The following is a 22706-nucleotide window of genomic DNA, read 5'->3' as shown; positions in this document are numbered from 1 at the left end:
CGCGCCCGTCTATCCGCCTCATAGCCAGAATCTCAGGTGCCCAAGCGGAAACGACTGCTAAGTTAGGGCGCCTGAGTTTTTGCCATTCCTATGAGGCTCTCGCTATGACCGCACCGACTGCAATTCGCCGACTCAACGCTGCTGACCCGGATTTCGCGCATCATCTGGATCATCTGTTGAGCTGGGAAAGTGTGTCTGACGACTCGGTCAATCAGCGCGTGCTGGACATCATCAAGGCTGTGCGCGAGCGCGGCGACGCGGCGCTGGTCGAGTTCACCCAGAAGTTCGACGGCCTCGAAGTCGCCTCCATGGCTGACTTGATCCTGCCACGCGAGCGTCTGGAACTGGCCCTGACTCGCATCACCGTGGCACAGCGCGAAGCGCTGGAAAAAGCCGCGGCGCGGGTGCGCAGCTACCACGAAAAACAGAAACAGGATTCCTGGAGCTATACCGAAGCCGACGGCACCGTGCTCGGCCAGAAGGTCACACCGCTGGATCGCGCCGGTCTGTATGTGCCTGGCGGCAAGGCGTCGTATCCGTCGTCCGTGTTGATGAACGCGATTCCGGCCAAGGTCGCTGGCGTGACCGAAGTGGTCATGGTGGTGCCGACCCCGCGCGGTGAAATCAATGAACTGGTGCTGGCGGCGGCGTGCATTGCCGGCGTTGACCGAGTGTTCACCATCGGCGGTGCGCAAGCGGTTGCCGCGCTGGCTTACGGCACTGAAAGCGTGCCGCAGGTGGACAAGGTCGTCGGCCCGGGCAACATCTATGTCGCCACCGCCAAGCGTCACGTGTTTGGTCAGGTCGGCATCGACATGATCGCCGGCCCGTCGGAAATCCTCGTGGTGTGCGACGGTCAGACCGATCCGGACTGGATCGCCATGGATCTGTTCTCCCAGGCCGAGCACGACGAAGACGCCCAGGCGATTCTGGTCAGCCCCGACGCCGAGTTCCTCGACAAGGTCGCCGCCAGCATCGACAAACTGCTGCCGACCATGGACCGCGCAACCATCATCGAAACCTCGATCAATGGTCGCGGAGCACTGATTCATGTGCGCGACATGGCGCAAGCCATCGAAGTCGCCAACCGCATCGCCCCGGAACACCTTGAGCTGTCGGTCGCCGACCCACAAGCCTGGTTGCCGCAGATCCGCCACGCCGGCGCGATCTTCATGGGCCGCCACACCTCCGAGGCGCTGGGCGACTACTGCGCCGGTCCGAACCACGTGTTGCCGACTTCCGGCACCGCGCGGTTCTCCTCGCCGCTGGGTGTGTACGACTTCCAGAAACGCTCGTCGATCATCTTCTGCTCCGAGGCCGGTGCTTCCGAGCTGGGCAAGACCGCTTCGGTGCTGGCCCGTGGCGAATCTCTCAGCGCACACGCGCGTAGCGCCGAATACCGCATTAAAGACGCAGACTTTCTGCCAGGGCAGGGGGAGTGAACATGAGTAAATTCTGGAGCCCGTTCGTCAAGGATCTGGTGCCGTATGTGCCGGGCGAACAGCCGAAGCTGACCAGACTGGTCAAGCTCAACACCAACGAAAATCCGTATGGCCCGTCGCCCAGAGCGCTGGCGGCGATGCAGACCGAACTCAATGACAACTTGCGCCTGTACCCGGACCCGAACAGCGATCTGCTGAAAACCGCCGTCGCCCACTACTACGGCGTGCAGACCAATCAGGTATTCCTCGGCAACGGTTCGGACGAAGTGCTCGCGCACATCTTCCACGGCCTGCTGCAACACGAGCAGCCGCTGCTGTTCCCGGACATCAGCTACAGCTTTTACCCGGTATATTGCGGTCTGTACGGCATTCAGTTTGATGCGGTGCCGCTGGATGCGCAGTTCCAGATCAATCCGGCGGACTACGCCAAGCCGAATGGCGGGATCATCTTTCCGAACCCGAATGCACCGACCGGTTGCCTGTTGGCGCTGGAGGCGGTCGAGCAGATCCTCAAGGCCAGCCCGGATTCGGTGGTTGTGGTGGATGAGGCCTACATCGACTTCGGCGGCGAAACCGCGATCAGTCTGGTGGATCGTTATCCGAATCTGCTGGTGACCCAGACCCTGTCCAAGTCCCGTTCGCTGGCCGGCCTGCGCGTCGGTCTGGCGGTGGGGCACCCGGATCTGATCGAAGCGCTGGAGCGGATCAAGAACAGCTTCAACTCCTACCCGCTTGATCGTCTGGCGATTGTCGGTGCGGCGGCAGCGTTCGAGGATCGCGAGTATTTCGACAAGACCTGCCGTTTGGTCATCGAAAGTCGCGAGTGGGTCGTTGCGCAGTTGCAGGCCAAGGGCTTTGAAGTGCTGCCGTCGGCGGCCAACTTCATCTTCGCCCGTCACCCGCAACACGATGCAGCGGGGCTGGCAGCGAAACTGCGTGAGCAGGGCGTGATCGTTCGCCACTTCAAGCAGGAGCGGATTGCCCAGTTCCTGCGGATTTCGATTGGTACGCCGGAGCAGAATCAGGCGCTGATCGACGGCCTCGGCGACCTGTAGAACACCGCTAAACCTGTGGGAGCGAGCCTGCTCGCGAAAGCGGTCTGTCATTCAACATCATTGTTGACTGTGACGACCTCTTCGCGAGCAGGCTCGCTCCCACATTGATTTGTACTGGCGGCTTACTCTTCTTCTTTCACAGGCGCCGGCGGTGGACGCAGGCCGATTTCAGCAGTCAGCTTGATCTCTTTGCCGTTGCGCATGACCTGAATGGTGACCTTGTCGGTCGGTTTGATCCGCGCCACCTGGTTCATGGACTTTCGCCCATCACCGGCCGGTTCGCCGTCGATACTCAGAATCACGTCACCCAGTTGCAGGCCGGCCTTCTGTGCCGGGCCATCGCGGAAGATCCCCGCCACGACAATCCCCGGACGCCCGGACAGGCCAAACGACTCGGCCAGTTCCTGGGTCAGCGGCTGTACTTCAATACCCAGCCAGCCACGAATCACCTGACCGTGCTCGATGATCGACTTCATCACTTCCATCGCCAGTTTCACCGGGATCGCAAAACCGATGCCCTGTGAGCCGCCGGACTTGGAGAAGATCGCCGTGTTGATGCCGGTGAGGTTGCCGTTGGCATCGACCAGCGCGCCGCCGGAGTTGCCCGGGTTGATCGCCGCGTCGGTCTGGATGAAGTCTTCGTAGTTGTTCAGGCCCAACTGGTTACGCCCGGTGGCGCTGATGATGCCCATGGTCACGGTCTGGCCGACGCCGAACGGGTTGCCGATGGCCAGCGCGACGTCGCCGATGCGGATGCTGTCGGAGCGGCCGACGGTGATCGCCGGCAGGTTTTTCAGGTCGATCTTCAGCACCGCGAGGTCGGTTTCCGGGTCGCTGCCGATGACGCGGGCGAGGGTTTCGCGACCGTCCTTGAGTGCCACCACGATCTGGTCGGCGCCGGTGGTCACGTGGTTATTGGTCAGAATGTAGCCTTCCGGGCTCATGATCACCCCGGAACCGAGGCTCGATTCCATGCGTTTCTGCTTCGGCGAGTTGTCACCGAAGAAGCGCCGGAACTGCGGGTCTTCAAACAGCGGGTGCGCCGGTTTGTTGATGACCTTGGTGGTGTAAAGGTTGACCACCGAGGGTGCGGCGATGGTCACAGCGTCGGCATAGGACACCGGCCCCTGCTGCACGCTGGTGGTTTGCGGGGCCTGTTGCAGGTTGACGTCGAGGCTCGGCAGCCCGACCCACTGCGGGTAACGCTGAATAATCAACAGAGCGATAAGCACACCGGCCAACAGCGGCCAGCCAAAAAAACGCAGCGCCTTGAGCATTAAGCACGTCCTGGAAAAGTTGCAGGCGGGGGCAGACCGCCCATAATGTCGCGCATTATACGAGGCCGCGCGCGCCTCTGAACGGGATATTTAGGAGTCTTTCATGGCCGTCGCTCTCAGCACCCTCGTCGAAGAAGCCGACCGTTACCTTGGCAGTGCAAAAATCGCTGATTATTGCCCGAACGGCCTGCAGGTCGAAGGCCGCCCGCAGGTGATGCGCATCGTCAGTGGCGTCACCGCCAGTCAGGCGCTGCTCGACGCGGCGGTGGAGGCCGAGGCCGACCTGATACTGGTGCATCACGGCTATTTCTGGAAAGGCGAGAACCCGTGCATCACCGGCATGAAGCAGCGGCGCTTGAAGACTTTGCTCAAGCACGACATCAGTCTGCTCGCCTACCACTTGCCATTGGACCTGCACCCGGAGGTCGGCAACAACGTGCAACTGGCGCGTCAGCTGGACATCACCGTTGAAGGGCCGCTGGATCCGGACAACCTCAAAATTGTCGGGTTGGTTGGCTCGTTGAGCGAGCCCATGACTGCGCGTGATTTCGCGCGAAAAGTTCAGGAAGTCATGGGCCGCGAGCCGCTGCTGGTCGAGGGCTGCGCGATGATCCGTCGGGTCGGCTGGTGCACTGGCGGCGGGCAGGGCTATATCGATCAGGGCGTAGCGGCGGGTGTTGATCTGTTCCTCAGTGGTGAAGCCTCCGAGCAGACCTTCCACAGCGCTAGGGAAAACGACATCAGCTTCATCGCCGCTGGTCACCACGCCACCGAGCGCTATGGCGTGCAGGCGTTGGGTGATTATCTGGCGAAGCGTTTTGCCCTCGAACACACCTTCATCGACTGCCCGAACCCGATCTGACGACTCCCGGCGAATTTGATCTGAAATGCTGCCCTGTAGGAGCTGCCGCAGGCTGCGATCTTTTGATCTTAAAAACAAAGGCAAAAGATCGCAGCCTGCGGCAGCTCTTACAGGGGAGAATGGGGGCAAACCGGTGGGCATATTGATATGCCCTTTCGATCTAGTAGGCGTCCTGATTAGAAGAGGTCGCTGTGCTAGGATTCCCCGCTCGAACACGGCCCGCTGGCCGTTCATAAGAAAGCTTTCGTGAGTAGCCATGGTCGACAAACTGACGCATCTGAAACAGCTGGAGGCGGAAAGCATCCACATCATCCGCGAGGTGGCCGCCGAGTTCGACAACCCGGTGATGCTGTACTCCATCGGTAAAGACTCCGCCGTGATGCTGCATCTGGCACGCAAGGCGTTCTTCCCGGGCAAACTGCCGTTTCCGGTGATGCACGTCGACACTCGCTGGAAATTCCAGGAGATGTACAAGTTCCGCGACAAGATGGTCGAAGAGCTGGGCCTGGACCTGATCACCCACATCAACCCCGATGGCGTGGCGCAGAACATCAACCCGTTCACCCACGGCAGTGCCAAGCACACCGACATCATGAAGACCGAGGGCCTCAAGCAGGCGCTCGACAAGCATGGTTTCGACGCCGCGTTCGGCGGTGCCCGTCGCGATGAAGAGAAGTCCCGCGCCAAGGAGCGCGTCTACTCGTTCCGCGACAGCAAGCATCGCTGGGATCCGAAGAACCAGCGTCCGGAGCTGTGGAACGTCTACAACGGCAAGGTCAACAAAGGCGAGTCCATTCGGGTGTTCCCGTTGTCGAACTGGACCGAGCTGGACATCTGGCAGTACATCTACCTCGAAGGCATCCCGATTGTGCCGCTGTACTTCGCCGCCGAGCGTGAGGTGATCGAGAAAAACGGCACGCTGATCATGATCGACGACGACCGTATCCTCGAACACCTGTCCGACGAGGACAAGGCACGCATCGTCAAAAAGAAAGTGCGTTTCCGTACCCTTGGCTGCTACCCGTTGACGGGCGCGGTGGAGTCCGAAGCCGAGACGCTGACGGACATCATTCAGGAAATGCTCCTGACGCGAACTTCCGAGCGCCAGGGCCGGGTCATCGACCACGATGGCGCAGGCTCGATGGAAGACAAGAAACGTCAGGGTTATTTCTAAGGGGTTGTCATGTCGCACGCATCTGATTTGATCAGCGAGGACATCCTCGCCTACCTGGGCCAGCACGAACGTAAAGAGCTGCTGCGCTTTTTGACCTGCGGTAACGTCGATGACGGCAAGAGCACCCTGATCGGGCGCCTGCTGCACGACTCGAAGATGATCTACGAAGATCACCTGGAAGCGATTACCCGCGATTCGAAGAAAGTCGGCACCACCGGTGATGACATCGACCTGGCATTGCTGGTCGACGGCCTGCAGGCCGAGCGTGAGCAGGGCATCACCATCGATGTCGCCTACCGCTATTTCTCCACCGCCAAACGCAAATTCATCATCGCCGATACCCCCGGCCATGAGCAGTACACCCGCAACATGGCCACCGGTGCCTCCACCTGTGACCTGGCGATCATCCTGGTCGACGCGCGTTACGGCGTGCAGACCCAGACCCGTCGCCACAGCTTCATCGCCTCGTTGCTGGGCATCAAGCACATCGTCGTCGCCATCAACAAGATGGACTTGAAAGACTTCGATGAAGGCGTGTTCGAGTCGATCAAGGCCGACTACCTGAAGTTCGCCGAAGGCTTGAAGATGAAGCCGACCAGCATGCACTTCGTGCCGATGTCTGCCCTCAAGGGCGACAACGTGGTGAACAAGTCCGAGCGCTCGCCTTGGTACAAAGGGCAGTCGCTGATGGAAATCCTCGAGACCGTGGAAGTGGCGGGCGACCGCAACTTCACCGATCTGCGTTTCCCGGTGCAATACGTCAACCGTCCGAACCTGAACTTCCGCGGTTTTGCCGGCACACTGGCCAGCGGCATCGTGCACAAGGGCGACGAAGTGGTCGTTCTGCCGTCGGGCAAGAGCAGCCGCGTCAAATCCATCGTCACCTTCGAAGGTGAGCTGGAGCAGGCCGGTCCTGGTCAAGCGGTGACCCTGACCATGGAAGACGAGATCGACATCTCCCGTGGCGACCTGCTGGTGCATGCCGACAACGTGCCGCCGGTCACTGACAGCTTCGAAGCGATGCTGGTGTGGATGGCTGAAGAGCCGATGCTGCCGGGCAAGAAATACGACATCAAACGCGCCACCAGTTACGTGCCGGGCTCGATCGCCAGCATCGTCAACAAGGTTGACGTGAACACCCTCGAAGAAGGCTCGGCGAGCGCGTTGCAGCTCAACGAAATCGGCAAGGTGAAGATCGCGCTCGACGCGCCGATCGCCCTCGACGGTTACGACAGCAACCGCACCACCGGCGCGTTCATCGTTATTGATCGCTTGACCAATGGCACCGTCGGCGCCGGCATGATCGTCGCTCAGCCAGTGGCTCACGGCACTGCTTCGCACCACGGCAAACTGGCTCATGTTGCGACTGAAGAGCGTGCTCAGCGTTTCGGCCAGCAGCCAGCCACCGTGTTGTTCAGCGGCCTGTCGGGCGCGGGCAAGAGCACGCTGGCCTATGCGGTCGAGCGCAAGCTGTTCGACATGGGCCGTGCGGTGTTTGTGCTGGATGGTCAGAATCTGCGTCACGACCTGAACAAAGGTCTGCCGCAGGATCGTGCCGGTCGTACCGAGAACTGGCGGCGTGCGGCGCATGTGGCGCGTCAGTTCAACGAGGCCGGTTTGCTGACCCTGGCGGCGTTTGTTGCGCCGAGCGCGGAAGGTCGTGAGCAGGCCAAGGATCTGATCGGCAAGGAGCGTCTGCTGACGGTTTATGTGCAGGCCTCGCCGGCGGTGTGTGCCGAGCGTGATCCGCAAGGGCTGTATGCTGCGGGTGGCGATAATATTCCGGGTGAGTCGTTCCCGTATGACGTGCCGCTGAATGCTGATCTGGTGATCGACACGCAGTCGCTGTCGTTGGAAGAGAGCGTCAAGCAGGTGCTGGATCTGCTGCGCAAGCGTGGCGCGATTTAAGCTTTAGCCGGAAATGAAAGGCCCGCGGATGAGTGATCATCGGCGGGTTTTTTATTGGGGGGCATTTGGTTTTCGGCGGTGGCGGCTTTTGGGCTGACCATGCTCTTGGGTTTTGGGTGAATATCCGTTGCTGCGGTAACGGCTGATTATGGTTCCGCCCTTACGGCGGGTCACTTTTTCCAGACGCCGAAAAAGTAACCAAAAAGGCTTGCTCCTACGTGCGGCCCGCTCGCTGGGGCTCGGGGTCCCTTCGCTCCGGGATTGATCCGGGCGCAGCGCCTACGGTTTGCTTCGCTGCACCTCCTCTCGCTGTGTTTGGCTGCGCCAAACGGTCGCTGCGCTCCCACCCCCGGATCAATCCCTCCACTCAGCCTTCCGATGTCGCCCGTGGATCAAGATCAAGAGCGGCAGCCGAGCTTGCGCTCATCCTGGAGTGGGGCGGCATGCGCCGCGTGCGGGTTGTACTTATCTTCTCTGTAGGAGCTGCCGCAGGCTGCGATCTTTTGATCTTGATTTTGTGGGAGCTGGCCTGCGAGCGAAGGCGGCCTGCCACCCAACCAATCCCCAACTGAACGCACCCATTCCAACTGTGGGAGCTGGCTTGCCAGCGAAGGCGGCCTGCGAGCGACCAATCTCCAACTGAACACACCCAATCCAACTGTAGGAGTGAGCCTGCTCGCGATAGCGGTATGTCGTTCAACATTGGGAGTGGCTGTTCCACCGCTATCGCGAGCAGGCTCGCTCCTACAGGGGATTAGCGTTTGTCTGCGAATTCGCGGTGCATCTGTTCCAGCAGTGCATCCTTGTCCTGCCACAGCTGATTGATCCAGCCCTGGAATTGCAGGCGATACTCACCGTCCTGGTCGTAGTTCTTGCCGATGAAGGCCGGCGGGATTTTCAGTTCTTCAAAGTGCACCACCACGTCGCGCACGTTGCCGCACAGCAGATCCCAGAAACCCGGACGCCCGCCCGGATAGTGGATGGTCACGTTGACGATCGACTCCAGTTGCTCACCCATTGCGTCCAGCACGAAGGCGATGCCGCCAGCCTTGGGTTTGAGCAGGTATTTGAACGGTGACTGCTGTTGCGCATGTTTGCCTTCGGTGAAGCGTGTGCCTTCGACGAAGTTGAAAATTCCCACCGGGTTGTTGCGGAATTTCGCGCAGGTCTTGCGCGTGGTTTCCAGGTCTTTGCCTTTCTTCTCCGGGTGTTTTTCCAGGTACGCCTTGGAGTAGCGCTTCATGAACGGGAAGCCCAGCGCCCACCACGCCAGACCGATCACCGGAACCCAGATCAGCTCCTGCTTGAGGAAGAATTTCAGCGGCTGGATACGGCGGTTGAGCACGTATTGCAGCACCAGAATGTCGACCCAGCTCTGGTGGTTGCTGGTGATCAGGTACGAGTGTTGGTAGTCCAGACCTTGCAGGCCGCTGATGTGCCAGCGGGTGCGGCGCACCAGGTTCATCCAGGCTTTGTTGTTGCTGATCCACGCTTCGTGGGTGTGGCTCATCAGCCACAGTGAGGCGCGGCGGGCGAGGTCGAAGGGCAGCACTTTGATCAGCGCGACGCAGAACAGGAACGAGCACAGCAGAATCGTATTGAGCGCCAACAGCAGCGCGGCGATCACGCCGCGGATCGGGGCGGGCAGGAAGTCCAGCATTTACACATCCATAGGTCGGTTGGCGGCTTGAATCGCGGTCAGGGCGATGGTGTAGACGATGTCGTCGACCTGCGCGCCGCGCGGCAGATCGTTCACCGGTTTGCGCAGGCCTTGCAGCATCGGGCCGAGGCTGACGCAGTCGGCGCTGCGCTGCACGGCTTTGTGGGTGGTGTTGCCAGTGTTGAGGTCGGGGAACACGAATACCGTGGCGCGCCCGGCCACCTGGCTGTTCGGCGCCAGTTGCCGGGCGACGTCTGCGTTGGCAGCGGCATCGTATTGCAGCGGGCCGTCGATCAGCAGCGAATGCTGTTGCTCGTGGGCGAGCAGGGTGGCTTCGCGGACTTTCTCGACTTCTTCACCGCTGGCGGATTCGCCGCTGGAGTAGCTGATCATCGCCACGCGCGGGCTGATGCCGAATGCGGCGGCCGAATCGGCGCTTTGCAGAGCGATCTCCGCCAGTTCGGCGGCGCTCGGGTGCGGGTTCATCACGCAGTCGCCGTAGACCAGCACTTCTTCCGGGAACAGCATGAAGAACACCGACGACACCAGCGTGCAGCCCGGTGCGGTCTTGATCAGTTGCAGGGCCGGGCGGATGGTGTTGGCGGTGGTGTTGATCACACCGGAGACCAGGCCATCGACCTCATCCAGCGCGAGCATCATGGTGCCGATCACCACGGTGTCTTCCAGTTGCTGCTCGGCCATCGGCGCGTTGAGGCTTTTGCTTTTGCGCAGCGCGACCATCGGCTCGATGTAGCGCTCGCGGATCAAGTCCGGATCGAGAATTTCCAGCCCCGGCGGCAATTCGATACCTTGCGCGCGGGCCACGGCTTCGACGTCCTCGGGTTTGGCCAGCAACACGCAACGGGCGATGCCGCGCTCCTGGCAGATTGCCGCCGCTTGCACGGTGAGCGGCTCGCTGCCTTCGGGCAGGACGATGCGTTTGTTCGCCGACTGCGCCCGTTGAATCAGTTGATAGCGGAACACCGCTGGCGACAGGCGCATTTCCCGCGGGGTGCCACAGCGCTGATGCAGCCATTTGGCGTCGAGATGACTGGCGACGAAGTCAGTGATGATCTCCGCACGTTCGCGGTCATCGATGGGGATTTCCTTGTTCAGGCCATTGAGCAGGTTGGCGGTGTCGTAGGAGCCGGTGCTCACCGACAACACCGGCAGGCCAGCCTGCAACGCGCCTCGGCACAAATCCATGATGCGTGGATCGGGCAGGGTGTCGCTGGTCAGCAACAGCCCGGCCAGCGGTACGCCATTGAGTGCCGCGAGGCTGACCGCGAGGATGATGTCGTCGCGATCACCCGGGGTCACCACCAGTACGCCGGGCTTGAGCAGCTCCACAGTGTTGCGCATGGTCCGTGCGCAGATGATGATTTTGGTCATGCGCCGGGTTTCGTAATCGCCGGCGTTGAGCACCTGCGCGCCCATCAGGTCGGCGACGTCGCGGGTACGCGGTGCATTGAGTTCGGGTTGAAACGGAATGCAGCCGAGCAGGCGGAAATCACCGCTGCGCAGTAATGGCGAATGCTCTTTGAGGCGCGTGGCGAAGGCGTCCATGCTCTCGTCGGTCTTGACCTTGTTGAGGATCACGCCGAGGACTTTCGGGTCTTTCGGGCCGCCGAACAGCTGCGCCTGCAATTCGACGCGGCCGGAGAGCTCGGCGAGCACTTCGTTTTCCGGCGCCGAGACCAGAATCACCTCGGCATCCAGGCTCTTGGCCAGGTGCAGGTTGACCCGCGCGGCGTAACTGGCGCTGCGGGTCGGTACCATGCCTTCGACCACCAGCACGTCTTTACCGATGGCGGCTTGCTGATAAAGGGCGATGATTTCTTCGAGTAACTCATCGAGCTGGCCGTCGCCGAGCATCCGCTCGACGTGGGCCAGACCCAGTGGCTGCGGCGGTTTCAGGCCGTGGGTGCGCGCCACCAGTTCGGTGGAGCGTTCAGGCCCGGTATCGCCCGGATGCGGCTGGGCAATCGGTTTGAAGAAGCCGACTTTCAGTCCGGCCCGCTCCAGGGTACGCACCAGCCCGAGGCTGATGGAGGTCAGACCCACGCCAAAATCGGTGGGCGCGATAAAAAAAGTTTGCATGCGGATTCTCTAAGGGTGCATGGCAATGGTGGCGATCTATACGTGACCGCCTACCGCATTTCAGTCGCCAAGGTTATCGCTAACCGAGCCTTGTGCGCACCAACCGCAGGCAAAGGGTTGGCCTATTTTTTCAATACGTTGCGCCGGATCAAGAACCCAGGCTCGTGATTGCCACGGCGGCTGGTGACGCAAGTGTTGAGTATGACCGCAGGAAAGCTCGGCCACCCAGTGACCGTCCTCGTCCTGATGGAAACCGGTGATCGTCGAATCCCGTTTGTCCGGGTTGTGTTCGCTTTCGCGCGATGGCTTCGCTAAACTTGGTCTTTCTATATTCTTCTGCAAAAGGTCTCGCCCCATGCTGATCGCCGCCAATAAGGCTGTCTCCATCGACTATACCCTGACCAACGACGCTGGTGAGGTCATCGACAGCTCCGCCGGCGGCGCTCCGCTGGTCTACCTGCAAGGCGCAGGCAACATCATCCCGGGCCTGGAAAAAGCTCTGGAAGGCAAGGCTGTTGGTGACGAGCTGGAAGTTTCCGTTGAGCCGGAAGACGCTTACGGCGAATACGCTGCCGAACTGGTCAGCACCCTGAGCCGCAGCATGTTCGAAGGCGTTGATGAGCTGGAAGTCGGCATGCAGTTCCACGCTTCGGCGCCGGACGGCCAGATGCAGATCGTGACCATCCGTGACCTCGACGGCGACGACGTCACCGTTGACGGTAACCACCCACTGGCCGGTCAGCGCCTGAACTTCAAAGTGAAGGTCGTTGCTATCCGTGACGCCAGCCAGGAAGAAGTCGCTCATGGCCACGTCCATGGCGAAGGTGGCCATCACCACTGATTTTCTGCGCTAAGCTTCGAGTACTGGAGAGGCGCCTGCGGGCGCCTTTTTAGTCCGCGGCTGTCCTTGGTGCTCTCGCCAAGTGGCTGTTTCGAGTAGAACACGGGAATCTGGAGTCCGTCATGAGTGCTTTTCACGACCTTAAGTTGACAGCCCTGGATGGTCAGGAGCTACCGCTGGCGCCTTTCAAAGGCCAAGTCGTGCTGGTGGTCAACGTCGCCTCCAAATGCGGCTTGACCCCACAGTACGCGGCGCTGGAAAACCTCTACCAGCAATTCAAGGGCAAGGGCTTCAGTGTGCTGGGCCTGCCGTGCAATCAGTTTGCCGGTCAGGAGCCAGGTACCGAACAGCAAATCCAGGAGTTCTGCAGCCTGAACTATGGCGTGACGTTCCCGTTGTCGAGCAAGCTTGAAGTCAACGGCCATGATCGTCATCAGTTGTACCGCTTGCTGGCGGGCGAGGGTGCGGAGTTTCCGGGGGATATCACCTGGAACTTCGAGAAATTTCTGCTCGGCAAGGATGGCCGGGTATTGGCGCGATTCTCGCCGCGCACGCCGCCGGATGATCCGACCATTGTCCACGCGATTGAAAAAGCGCTGGGCTGAAACACAAAAATCGCAGCCATCGAGCTGCGATTTTTTTGCCTGACTTTTGACCCTTAATCATTCAAATCAATAGTGCTGTTAAAAGGCGCTGACTGTTCATATTATCTCCGTCATAAAGTCATTCCCTGTGGAGCCTTCCAATGCCGGTGCAAGCCCTGTTCAAACCGTTCCACCTCGGTGCCCTCGAACTGCCGACCCGCGTGGTGATGGCGCCGATGACCCGCTCGTTTTCCCCGGGTGGCGTACCCAATTCCAAAGTGATCGAGTACTACCGTCGCCGCGCTGCGGCCGGTGTTGGCCTGATCATCACCGAAGGCACCACTGTCGGTCACAAGGCTTCCAACGGTTACCCGAACGTGCCGCAGTTTTTCGGTGAAGCGCCACTGGCCGGCTGGAAAAAAGTCGTCGACGCGGTGCATGCCGAGGGCGGCAAGATTGTTCCGCAACTGTGGCATGTCGGCAGTGTGCGCCGCATTGGCACCGAGCCGGACGCCAGCGTGCCGGCTTACGGTCCGACGGAAAAACTCAAGGACGGCCAGCTCGTGGTGCACGGCATGAGCAAACAGGACATTCAGGACGTGATCGCCGCGTTCGCCCAGGCCGCCAAAGATGCGCAAGGCATCGGCATGGACGGCGTGGAAATCCACGGCGCCCACGGTTACCTGATCGACCAGTTTTTCTGGGAAGGCAGCAACCAGCGCACCGACGAATACGGCGGCAGCCTGGCCAACCGTTCGCGCTTCGCCATTGAATTGATTCAAGCGGTGCGCGCGGCAGTCGGTGAAGGCTTCCCGATCATCTTCCGTTTCTCGCAGTGGAAGCAGCAGGATTACACCGCGCGTCTGGTGCAGACCCCGCAGGCGCTGGGCGAATTTCTCAAGCCGCTGTCCGACGCCGGCGTGGACATTTTCCACTGCTCGACGCGGCGTTTCTGGGAGCCTGAGTTCGACGGTTCGGATCTGAACCTGGCAGGCTGGACACGCAAGCTGACCGGCAAACCGACCATCACCGTAGGCAGTGTCGGCCTGGACGGCGAGTTCCTGCAGTTCATGGTCAACACCGACAAGGTCGCGCAACCGGCGAGCCTGGAGAAACTGCTGGAGCGTCTGAATAACGACGAGTTCGATCTGGTGGCGGTTGGCCGTGCGCTGCTGGTGGATCCGGACTGGGCCCTGAAAGTCCGCGAAGGGCGTGAGCAGGACATTCTGCCGTTCAGCCGTGAGGCGTTGATGACGCTGGTTTAAGCGTCGCTCTCACTGACGCTATCGCTGGCAAGCCAGCTCCCACAGGTTTTGCGGGTGTTCACAAAAGTTGTGTTCATCACAGCCCCTTGTGGGAGCTGACTTGCCAGCGATGGCGGCTTCAAAATCAGCAAAGATCTAAGGCAATGTCTGCGCATTCGGCAACACCTGCTCCCGTACACACGCCCCACGCAAATGCTTTTCAAATTGCTCGATGATCGCCGCCCAGCCCTGGCGACTGGCATGCTGCCGCGCATTCAGACGCACACAGCGCAAGCGCTCGTCCTCTTCCAATAACCACGCCGCCGCATCGCAAAACGCTTCCTCATCCCCCGGCATCGCCAACACGCCGTTGTAGCCGTGACGGATGTGCTGCGCCGCCGCAGCCTGATCGTAAGCCACCACCCCCAGACCGGACGCCAGTGCTTCAAGCACCACGTTGCCGAAGGTTTCGGTCATGCTCGGGAACAGGAAGATATCGCCGGACGCATAATGCGCCGCCAGCGCTTCGCCGCGTTGTGAGCCACAGAAGATCGCTTGCGCAATGTCCTTTTCCAGCGCCACACGTTGCGGTCCGTCGCCGACCACGATCAGCTTCAGTTTGCGCTGTGGATAAGTGCGGCACAGGGTGTCGAAGCAGCGCTTGAGCAGGCCGAGGTTCTTTTCCGGGGCCAGCCGGCCGACGTGAATCACCGCGATGTCCTGCTCGCTCAGGCCCCATTGCTCACGCAAGCCGTTCAGGCGCTTGGCCGGGTGAAACAGCTGGCTGTCCACGCCGCGTGAGAGCAGGGCGAGTCGGTCGAAATGCCGACGCTCCAGTTCCAGGCGCTGACTGACACTGGGTACCAGGGTCATCGCCGAGCGATTGTGAAACCAACGCAGATAATGCGTGAGCAAGCGCGTCAGCAAACTCAGCCCATATTGATTGGTGTATTGCTGGAAATTGGTGTGAAAACCGCTGACCACCGAGATCCCCAGACGTCGCGCCGCACGCAACGCCGACAAACCGAGCGGGCCTTCGGTGGCGATGTACAAAACGTCCGGGCGATGACGCTTCCAGCGCCGCAGCAGCTTGTGCATCGACGACTGTCCCCATTGCAGACCGGGATAACCCGGCAACGGCCAGCCCCGGCACAACAGCAAGGCATCGTCCTCGACGCGCTGCGGATCGCCCGCCTGGCGCGGTCGCACCAGTTCAACCTGATGCCCACGCGCGCGCAAGCCATCGCACAAGCGACCAAGGGTATTGGCCACCCCGTTGATTTCCGGTGGGAAGGTTTCGCTGATCAGGGTGATATGCAGAGCTGTCGTCATGACCTCAGTGTCGGCTGAGGCCATGTCGTGCTTGTGACGTTCGGATGATGGATTTATGACTGCTGCCCAGACGGCGGTTGAAGTGCTCGTGCAGGCGTCAGCCAGGCATCACCACCAAGGTACGGGCGGTGGAGTTTGCATGACGCGTGACAGAAGCGGCAGGTTTCTGAAGCGCTCGACGGCATGCGGTGAACCCCAGGTACGCTGGCCTAGCGGCAATAGCCAGGGTCCCAGCTGAGTCCACATTTCCTCGGGGGAGCTGAAGGTCGGTCGCTCGATCCACAACTGAATGCCGCCCCCGACCATTGCCGGATGCCCTACGGCAATCTCGGTGTATTTGTTTCCCGCTTCGTCCATGAACCGGTTGGGGCGCCACACATCGTGGATCCCGCGTGGTGAGTGCAGGGGGTGATAGCGGTTGTCCCAGCTCCGGTTGACGATAAAGTAAAAATCACCATGGGCGTTGATGACGCTGTACCCGGAATCGACCAGATCCTTCACGTTCAAATTCCCGCGAACGCTGCCCCATATGCTCCAGCACTCGATTTGCACCTGTTTATCCAACGTAATGTGTTGAACAGTTTGCACGGCGCCATCGTTCCAGACGCGAGCGATTTTGCCTTTTCCCTTTATCAGGTTTGCGACATCGTTGACGAAATACCGCACGGCATCTTCCGAAGTTGCGCTCGGATTGCCTGACGCAGCACGGGCGTAGGCCGCCAGTTGCGGGGTATTTGCCGGTGTGATCGGGCTCAGAAAATACTCATCGGCACCGAGGTGGATGTAACGACTGTCAGGGAACAGGTTCATCAAATCGCTGAAGAGTGTCTTCATGAACGCCCTCGCGGCGGCAAGGCTGAAGTCGAGGGCTTTGGTGACGACCGTTCCGTTGCTCAGTTTCAACTGGAGTTCTGGTCGGTTGCGCAGGATCCAGTTCATGTGGCCGGGCATGTCCAGTTCGGGAATCAACTGGACGTAATAACTGGCAGCCGTGTCGAGCACGCGCTTGAGGTCCGCGGCGCTCCAGGCATCGCTGCTCGACAGGTCAGGATAAGAAGGAAAGATGACGCGGACACCCTCATTGTCAGTGAGGTGCAAATGCAAGGTGTTGAGCTGGTTCCAGGCCATTTCCTGAATCAGGCAGATCATCCAGTCCGGGGTGAATTGCCGACGTCCCATATCAATCATCACTGAGCGTTCGGCAAAAGCCGGGGCATCGATGACTTTGCATCGCGTCAGCTCGGTTGAGATTCTGACGGCTTTATGCAGCGTCGTGAGTGCTCGCGCCATGGCCGTCAGGTTGGACGCTGCAACGCGAATGAACGCGGTGACATCGATTCGGTATTTCTCTGGTTCTCCGTGCACGGGGATCACCACGCCGCTGGTGTCGGGAACCTCAAGCCTCAGCTCCACGTCACCGCTGCCTGCTTGTTCCGGTGAGCCCGACATCAGCACGATTGCTGGCGGAGTGGTCAGCTCGGCGGCTCCGGCAAAACCCTGCGCCAGGCGGGTAGCCAGCGGACGCAGGCTCTCGTGAGAGATGTAGATACGTGTGGTCGCGAGAATGTTGTAGGGGACGCCGGTGTGGCCGGTGGCGGACAGTACGCAAGGGCTCATTTCAAGCCAGGGATACTGCCTGCTGACGAGTTCTCGGGGTTTGGCGGCTGAAATCCTGGTCATAAGTGCAATCTCCAAATGCATGAAGGCTTCACTTGACCGGACAACTGGAACACTCTCGATGACGGATCAGCCGAAGGTGTAGTTGATGCTGGAAATTGGCAACTGCCAACTGTCATAAGTAACAGGTTGCAGCGCAGAGGCCACGGTGATACGAGGCATCTGCGCCAGAGTCGCTCAAGCGATTGGCGGGTTCGTCAGCGACTTTTCGCCCTGTTCACGCACCCAGAACAACGTCGCTCCCGCCACCGCCGCCGGCATCATCAGGATGTTCACCACCGGAATCAGCAGCGCCAGATAGACGATCCCGCCAAAACTCATGCTCTGCCAGCGTTTCTGCCGCAGCCAGGCGAGCATCTCGTTCCAGCCCAGTTTGTGGTTGTCCGCCGGGTAGTCGATGTACTGGATCGCCATCATCCACACGCCGAACAGCAGCCACAGCGGGGCGGCGACGATGTTCACCACGGGGATGAACGAGAGGATGAACAGACCGATCGCCCGGGGCAGGAAGTAGCCGAGTTTGCGCATTTCCCGTGCGAGAGTGCGCGGGATCATCGCAATCAGTTCGCCCCAGCTGAAGGTCGGGAAATCATCGGTGCCGCGTACCACCACTTCAACCTTTTCCGCGAGAAAACCGTTGAATGGCGCCGCGATGACGTTAGCCAGCATGGTGAAGGTGAAAAACACCATCAACGCCACCAGCACGACGAACAACGGCCACAGGATGTAGCTCAGGAAGCTCAGCCAGTCGGGCAGCGACGGCATCAGGGAACCGACCCACAGGCTGAACTGATGGCCGGCCAGATAGATCAATCCGACGAACAGCACCAGGTTGATCGCCAGCGGCAGCAGCACGAACAGGCGCAGACCAGGGCTGAGGACCAGTTTGAGTCCTTCGCGCAGGTATTGCGGGCCGGACAGAACAGGGGCAGGCATAAGGTGCTCCGAGCAAGGGAAAACGCGCCGACCTTACCGACTTTGCTCAAGACGTGAAAGCGCGGCAGCGGGATCGACATTCACTGTAACAAAGACGTCCATCTCGTCAGTGTGTCGGGATAGAGACCACCTATGAGCTGGATTGTTAAACCGTATTTCCTTAATCTTGCCCCCCTCGATACGCTGCACCCAACTTTTTACAGGACTGTCGAGCTCATGCCTTCCCCAAGGTTATCCACAGTCCTTTTTTATTCCCGCCGGCAGTCCGGCGTTCCGCGCCCGTTTTTCGGCCCGGTCAACAGGAGCAGGTCATGTCTGAAGTCCGTCATTCGCGAGTGATTATTCTCGGTTCCGGCCCTGCCGGTTACAGCGCTGCGGTCTATGCCGCCCGTGCCAACCTCAAGCCACTGCTGATCACCGGCATGCAGGCTGGCGGTCAACTGACCACCACCACCGAAGTCGACAACTGGCCAGGTGACGTACACGGCCTGACCGGTCCGGTGCTGATGGAGCGGATGCGCGAGCACGCCGAGCGTTTTGAAACCGAGATCGTTTTCGATCACATCAATGCCGTGGACTTCGCCGCCAAGCCCTACACCCTGACCGGCGACAGCGCGACCTACACCTGCGACGCCCTGATCATCGCCACCGGTGCCAGCGCTCGCTACCTGGGCCTGCCGTCGGAAGAAGCGTTCATGGGCAAAGGCGTTTCAGCTTGCGCGACCTGCGACGGTTTCTTCTACCGCAACAAGCCAGTGGCTGTGGTCGGTGGCGGCAACACCGCTGTTGAAGAAGCGCTGTATCTGGCCAACATCGCCAGCACCGTGACCCTGATCCACCGTCGCGAAACCTTCCGCGCCGAGAAGATCCTGATCGACAAGCTCAACGCCCGCGTGGCCGAAGGCAAGATCATCCTCAAGTTGAACGCCAACCTCGACGAAGTGCTGGGCGACAACATGGGCGTGACCGGTGCGCGCCTGAAGAACAACGACGGCAGCTTCGACGAGATCAAAGTCGATGGCGTGTTCATCGCCATTGGCCACACCCCGAACACTTCGCTGTTCGAAGGCCAACTGACCCTGAAGGACGGTTACCTGGTTGTGCAGGGCGGTCGTGACGGCAACGCCACTGCCACCAGCGTTGAAGGCATCTTTGCTGCCGGTGACGTGGCTGACCACGTTTACCGTCAGGCCATCACCTCGGCCGGCGCCGGCTGCATGGCGGCACTGGACACCGAGCGTTACCTGGACGGTCTGCAGAACGCTTCGTTCTAAATCGCAGGCACAAAAAAACCGGCTTCGGCCGGTTTTTTTATGAGAGTCAAAAGATCGCAGCCTGCGGCAGCTCCTACAGGGATCGGTGTAGGAGCTGCCGCAGGCTGCGATCTTTTGATCTTGAATCAGCGGCGGGTCAGCGGCTGTGTTTCGAACTTCACACCGGCCAGCCCGTGCTTGATCAGCGCGCGGATATTGCCGTGGTCGCTGCCCTCAGGCGTCGCCACCACCGAACGGTAATGTTCACCGAACGCCAGCAGCGCTTCTTCATCACTCAAGCCTTCCAGCAGTGCCAGACCCAAAGTCTTGCACGAACCTTCGTTCTGCCCGGCAGCATTTTCCACGCCACCGTTGTTGAACGCTTGAGGCTGATAGTCGTAACCGGCGGCGATGAAAGCCAGGGTGTCGGCGAAAAAGTGTTCGCCGCTTTTGAGGCTGGCGCGCAGGGTGTTCAGATCACTCATTGGGTTTTCCTTTGGCGAACGCCGCCTGTTGTTCGGCGCTGGCTTCTTGCTGGTATTGGGCTTTCCATTCGGCATAAGGCATGCCGTAAACCACTTCACGGGCGTCGTCGAGGCTGACCTCGATCTGCTGTTCATCGGCGGCAGCCTTGTACCACTTGGACAGGCAGTTGCGGCAGAACCCGGCAAGGTTCATCAGGTCGATGTTCTGCACGTCCTTGCGGCTGTCCAGGTGGGCGACCAGCCGGCGGAAGGCGGCGGCTTCGAGTTCGAGGCGTTGTTGCTCGGTCATGATGGGCTCTGTGCAGTCTATTCGTGGCGCGGATGATAAAAGTCTGGTGCGCGATGCGCCAGACACGCTCAGCGGCTGGCGGCGAGGGTGATCGACACCGACTCGGCAAAACGCAGTGCATGCGGCTTGTCGACTTCGACTTCGGCGTACAGCACCGCAGCATGGGTCATCACCAGATCCAGCAGTTCCTGGGTCAGGCGTTCGAGCAGCGCAAAACGATTGCCCTCGACGTGGGCGATAATCGCCTTGGTGATGGTGCGATAGTTCAGCGCGTGATCGATGTCGTTGTCGCGCACCGCTTCCTGCGCCGCGTACAGGATCGTGAGATTGATCAGCACATCCTGCTTGTTGAGGATCTCGTCCTCGTTGATCCCGATAAAGGTGCGCAGGCGCAGATCCTTGACCCGGATGCGCGCCATTCCCGGTTGAAGTTGTGACATTTACTTGCTCCGTCCAATCAATTGCAGGAACTCCTGGCGGGTGTTGCTCGAGTCGCGAAAGGCGCCGAGCATGACCGAGGTGTTCATGGTCGAATTCTGTTTCTCGACACCGCGCATCATCATGCACATGTGCCGGGCCTCGATGACCACCGCGACGCCGGCGGCATCGGTGACCTGTTGCACCGCATCGGCAATCTGCCGGGTGAGGTTTTCCTGAATCTGCAGGCGCCGGGCGAACATGTCCACCAGCCGCGCGATCTTCGACAGCCCCAGCACCTTGCCTGTCGGAATATAAGCCACATGGGCCTTGCCGATGAAGGGCAGCAGGTGATGTTCGCACAACGAGTAGAGCTCGATGTCGGCGACGATGATCATCTCGTCGCTGTCGGAGGCAAACAGCGCGCCGTTGACGATCTGATCCACACTCTGTTCATAGCCGTGACACAGGTATTGCATGGCCTTGGCCGCGCGCACCGGGGTATCGAGCAGACCTTCGCGGTCGGGGTCTTCGCCGAGGCCGATGAGGATCTCGCGGTAATTCTCGGGCAGGGAACGGGTCATGGGAGATCCTCGCGCAGCAGCTTATTTGACGTGCCGTCCGCCGTTGACGGTCAGGGTTGTGCCGGTGACATAGGGGTTGTCGAGCAGATAGCGCAGGCTCTGGTAGATCACTTCGCTGCCGGGTTCGATGCCCAGTGCGGATTTGGCCAGCGCCCTGGCGCGGTACGCCGCGTCGTCGTCGGGATTGAACAATAGCAGGGCCGGCGCGATGCCGTTGACCTTGATTGCCGGCGCATAGCGTGCGGCGAAGGACAGGGTCAGGCTGTCGAGCCCGGCTTTGCTGGCGCAATAACCGATGTGTTTGCTGCTGCCCTTGCGCGTGACGTCGTCGCTGATGTGGATGATGTCGGCCGGGGTCGAGCCTTTGAGCAGGTCGGCGCAGTGCAGGTTGATCAGATACGGCGCGAGCATGTGCACGTTGAGCATGCGCGAGAAGGCCTCGGCTTCACTGCCCGGGGTTTCCGCCAGCCATTCGGAGGCGTTGTGGACGATGGCGCGCAGGCAGTCGGTGTGGGTTTTCAGTTCATCGATGAAGGCGAGGATGGCGGCTTCGCTGGAGAAGTCCGCGAACACCGCGACAGCGCCCAGATCACGCAGGGCTTGTACGCCCGGACGTTCGCTGCGGTAGGTGAAGATGACCCGATGGCCGTCTTCAAGCAAACGCTGTGCGCAGTGCAGACCGACACGCTGGCCGGCACCGGTGATGAGGATCGGGGCGGAGGATATGGACATGAACGGCTCGCGTCGCGGTTGGAGCAAAAACTATAACAGCGACATGAGCCATGCACCTATCGTCGGCCTTACCAATACCTGTGGGAGCGAGCCTGCTCGCGAATGCGGTGTCTCAGTCGACATATCAATGTTGAATGGCAGTCCGTATTCACGAGCAGGCTCGCTCCCACACAGAGATCATCGATTCTGCGTAGAGGGTGTTGCAGGCAAAGGTCGCGCAGGCACAGCGTTCAACCAGTTGGCCAGCAACCGCGTCGACAGTGGAATAAAGAAATACACCATCAAGGGCGTCAGGCACGCCGTACTGACCAATACCCGTGGCAGCAGGCTCATCTCGCCGAGCAGCGGTCCGAGGACAAAGTTGAACAGCAGCGACACCGGGAAGAACGCCAGCCAGATCGCCACGGCCTGTTTCCAGCGTGGTGGCCGTTGACCGGCAGCGCCGAACCAGCCTTCGATGCCGCTGACCCGATGCTCCTTGGGATGCTCGAACAGATCGCTGCCCCGCGCCAGCCACGCGGTACGCGAGACCGAGTGCTCCCAGGCGTGCAGGGTCTGCTCGTCGACGAAGCGGAAAATGATCTGGAATTCGTTGTCGCCGGGTGGCGGAGCGAGCACGCCGGAACCCAGGTAACCGGGAAAGTCAGTGGCCAGTTGTTCGCCTTCGCGCAGCCAGGCAATCAGGTCCTGATAGCGGCCGTCGGCGACGCGACGCGCAACCATCAGCGTGACGGGGGAAGTAGACATTGTGTATCTCCATATTTCGAGTGCGGCGCTCCGGGTAGGAGGTTTCGCATTGCGCAAACCGGGGTAGGGGTCTGCGCTTTTCAACAAGCAAGGATTATTCCCGATTT

Annotated in this window: 22 protein-coding genes; 9 read left to right on the top strand and 13 right to left on the bottom strand. The window is 60.4% G+C overall.

Annotation, left to right across the window (positions count from 1 at the left end; all coding sequences use genetic code 11):
• Positions 1 to 104 precede the first annotated feature (104 nt).
• Positions 105 to 1442, top strand: a complete 1338-nt coding sequence (gene hisD, locus JN524_RS17675) for a histidinol dehydrogenase (RefSeq protein WP_007967227.1) — start codon at positions 105 to 107, stop codon at positions 1440 to 1442.
• Between the two features lie 2 nt (positions 1443 to 1444).
• Positions 1445 to 2497, top strand: coding sequence for a histidinol-phosphate transaminase (hisC, locus tag JN524_RS17670; protein ID WP_202370166.1), 1053 nt, complete (start codon positions 1445 to 1447; stop codon positions 2495 to 2497).
• A 122-nt stretch (positions 2498 to 2619) separates the two neighbouring features.
• Here the strand turns inward: hisC and algW are convergent, their stop codons facing one another.
• The gene (algW, locus tag JN524_RS17665; RefSeq protein ID WP_123587243.1) at positions 2620 to 3774 is read right to left on the bottom strand and encodes a Do family serine endopeptidase AlgW; all 1155 of its coding nucleotides are present in this window, start codon (positions 3772 to 3774) and stop codon (positions 2620 to 2622) included.
• Positions 3775 to 3877: 103 nt separating this feature from the next.
• On the opposite strand from algW, the gene JN524_RS17660 reads away from it, so the two are divergent.
• From JN524_RS17660 to cysN, 3 genes are all read left to right on the top strand, one after another.
• Positions 3878 to 4636, top strand: a complete 759-nt coding sequence (locus tag JN524_RS17660; protein WP_202370165.1) for a Nif3-like dinuclear metal center hexameric protein — start codon at positions 3878 to 3880, stop codon at positions 4634 to 4636.
• 256 nt (positions 4637 to 4892) lie between these two features.
• Positions 4893 to 5810: a sulfate adenylyltransferase subunit CysD gene (gene cysD, locus JN524_RS17655; protein ID WP_003221715.1), complete on the top strand. Its 918-nt coding sequence runs from the start codon at positions 4893 to 4895 to the stop codon at positions 5808 to 5810.
• Positions 5811 to 5819: 9 nt separating this feature from the next.
• Positions 5820 to 7718, top strand: coding sequence for a sulfate adenylyltransferase subunit CysN (cysN, locus tag JN524_RS17650; protein ID WP_202370164.1), 1899 nt, complete (start codon positions 5820 to 5822; stop codon positions 7716 to 7718).
• 754 nt (positions 7719 to 8472) lie between these two features.
• Here the strand turns inward: cysN and JN524_RS17645 are convergent.
• The 3 genes from JN524_RS17645 to JN524_RS17635 are packed head-to-tail and all read right to left on the bottom strand — an operon-like array spanning position 8473 to position 11865.
• Complete coding sequence (locus tag JN524_RS17645) at positions 8473 to 9378, bottom strand: acyltransferase (RefSeq protein ID WP_003221717.1); 906 nt, start codon at positions 9376 to 9378, stop codon at positions 8473 to 8475.
• Positions 9379 to 11478, bottom strand: a complete 2100-nt coding sequence (pta, locus tag JN524_RS17640; RefSeq protein ID WP_202370163.1) for a phosphate acetyltransferase — start codon at positions 11476 to 11478, stop codon at positions 9379 to 9381. It abuts the gene before it with no gap.
• Positions 11479 to 11538: 60 nt separating this feature from the next.
• A complete protein-coding gene (locus JN524_RS17635; RefSeq protein WP_202370162.1) occupies positions 11539 to 11865 on the bottom strand; it encodes a DUF3565 domain-containing protein in 327 nt (108 codons plus the stop codon).
• Between JN524_RS17635 and JN524_RS17630 the strand changes: the two genes are divergently transcribed.
• The 3 genes from JN524_RS17630 to JN524_RS17620 all read left to right on the top strand — a co-directional run bounded on the left by JN524_RS17630 (position 11834) and on the right by JN524_RS17620 (position 14168).
• Positions 11834 to 12319 (top strand): FKBP-type peptidyl-prolyl cis-trans isomerase, encoded by a 486-nt coding sequence (locus JN524_RS17630; RefSeq protein WP_007968032.1) that lies wholly within the window; start codon positions 11834 to 11836, stop codon positions 12317 to 12319. The two genes, JN524_RS17635 and JN524_RS17630, sit on opposite strands and share 32 nt — an antisense overlap.
• A gap of 122 nt (positions 12320 to 12441) precedes the next feature.
• The gene (locus tag JN524_RS17625; protein WP_027610864.1) at positions 12442 to 12924 is read left to right on the top strand and encodes a glutathione peroxidase; all 483 of its coding nucleotides are present in this window, start codon (positions 12442 to 12444) and stop codon (positions 12922 to 12924) included.
• Positions 12925 to 13064: 140 nt separating this feature from the next.
• Positions 13065 to 14168, top strand: a complete 1104-nt coding sequence (locus JN524_RS17620) for an NADH:flavin oxidoreductase (protein WP_202370161.1) — start codon at positions 13065 to 13067, stop codon at positions 14166 to 14168.
• A gap of 135 nt (positions 14169 to 14303) precedes the next feature.
• Here JN524_RS17620 and JN524_RS17615 read toward each other — a convergent pair whose 3' ends face one another.
• The 3 genes from JN524_RS17615 to cysZ form a co-directional block, all read right to left on the bottom strand.
• Positions 14304 to 15503, bottom strand: a complete 1200-nt coding sequence (locus JN524_RS17615; protein ID WP_202370160.1) for a glycosyltransferase family 4 protein — start codon at positions 15501 to 15503, stop codon at positions 14304 to 14306.
• A gap of 84 nt (positions 15504 to 15587) precedes the next feature.
• Positions 15588 to 17180 (bottom strand): family 20 glycosylhydrolase, encoded by a 1593-nt coding sequence (locus tag JN524_RS17610; protein ID WP_237403103.1) that lies wholly within the window; start codon positions 17178 to 17180, stop codon positions 15588 to 15590.
• 153 nt (positions 17181 to 17333) lie between these two features.
• Entirely contained in the window at positions 17334 to 18092 is a 759-nt protein-coding gene (gene cysZ, locus JN524_RS17605) for a sulfate transporter CysZ (RefSeq protein ID WP_202370159.1), read from the bottom strand.
• 311 nt (positions 18093 to 18403) lie between these two features.
• Between cysZ and trxB the strand changes: the two genes are divergently transcribed.
• Positions 18404 to 19366, top strand: a complete 963-nt coding sequence (trxB, locus tag JN524_RS17600; protein ID WP_202370158.1) for a thioredoxin-disulfide reductase — start codon at positions 18404 to 18406, stop codon at positions 19364 to 19366.
• Positions 19367 to 19491: 125 nt separating this feature from the next.
• On the opposite strand, the gene JN524_RS17595 is transcribed toward trxB, so the two are convergent.
• From JN524_RS17595 to JN524_RS17570, 6 genes are all read right to left on the bottom strand, one after another.
• Positions 19492 to 19830 carry a HopJ type III effector protein gene (locus JN524_RS17595; RefSeq protein ID WP_202370157.1) on the bottom strand — a complete coding sequence of 113 codons (339 nt, stop codon included), beginning with the start codon at positions 19828 to 19830 and terminating at the stop codon, positions 19492 to 19494.
• The gene (locus JN524_RS17590) at positions 19823 to 20119 is read right to left on the bottom strand and encodes a DUF1244 domain-containing protein (protein ID WP_003221730.1); all 297 of its coding nucleotides are present in this window, start codon (positions 20117 to 20119) and stop codon (positions 19823 to 19825) included. The genes JN524_RS17595 and JN524_RS17590 overlap by 8 nt, the downstream gene beginning before the upstream one ends.
• A gap of 68 nt (positions 20120 to 20187) precedes the next feature.
• Positions 20188 to 20559: a dihydroneopterin triphosphate 2'-epimerase gene (folX, locus tag JN524_RS17585; protein WP_007968040.1), complete on the bottom strand. Its 372-nt coding sequence runs from the start codon at positions 20557 to 20559 to the stop codon at positions 20188 to 20190.
• On the bottom strand, positions 20560 to 21120 hold the full coding sequence (gene folE / locus JN524_RS17580) for a GTP cyclohydrolase I FolE (RefSeq protein ID WP_097090401.1): 561 nt from the start codon (positions 21118 to 21120) through the stop codon (positions 20560 to 20562).
• 21 nt (positions 21121 to 21141) lie between these two features.
• The gene (folM, locus tag JN524_RS17575) at positions 21142 to 21852 is read right to left on the bottom strand and encodes a dihydromonapterin reductase (protein WP_097090402.1); all 711 of its coding nucleotides are present in this window, start codon (positions 21850 to 21852) and stop codon (positions 21142 to 21144) included.
• 177 nt (positions 21853 to 22029) lie between these two features.
• A complete protein-coding gene (locus tag JN524_RS17570; protein WP_096795374.1) occupies positions 22030 to 22599 on the bottom strand; it encodes an antibiotic biosynthesis monooxygenase in 570 nt (189 codons plus the stop codon).
• Positions 22600 to 22706: the final 107 nt, after the last annotated feature.

It is taken from the genome of Pseudomonas sp. MWU318 (assembly GCF_016756945.1).
In the GTDB taxonomy this organism is placed as follows: Bacteria; Pseudomonadota; Gammaproteobacteria; order Pseudomonadales; family Pseudomonadaceae; genus Aquipseudomonas; species Aquipseudomonas putida_A.
This window is presented reverse-complemented; position numbering and strand designations above follow the sequence as displayed.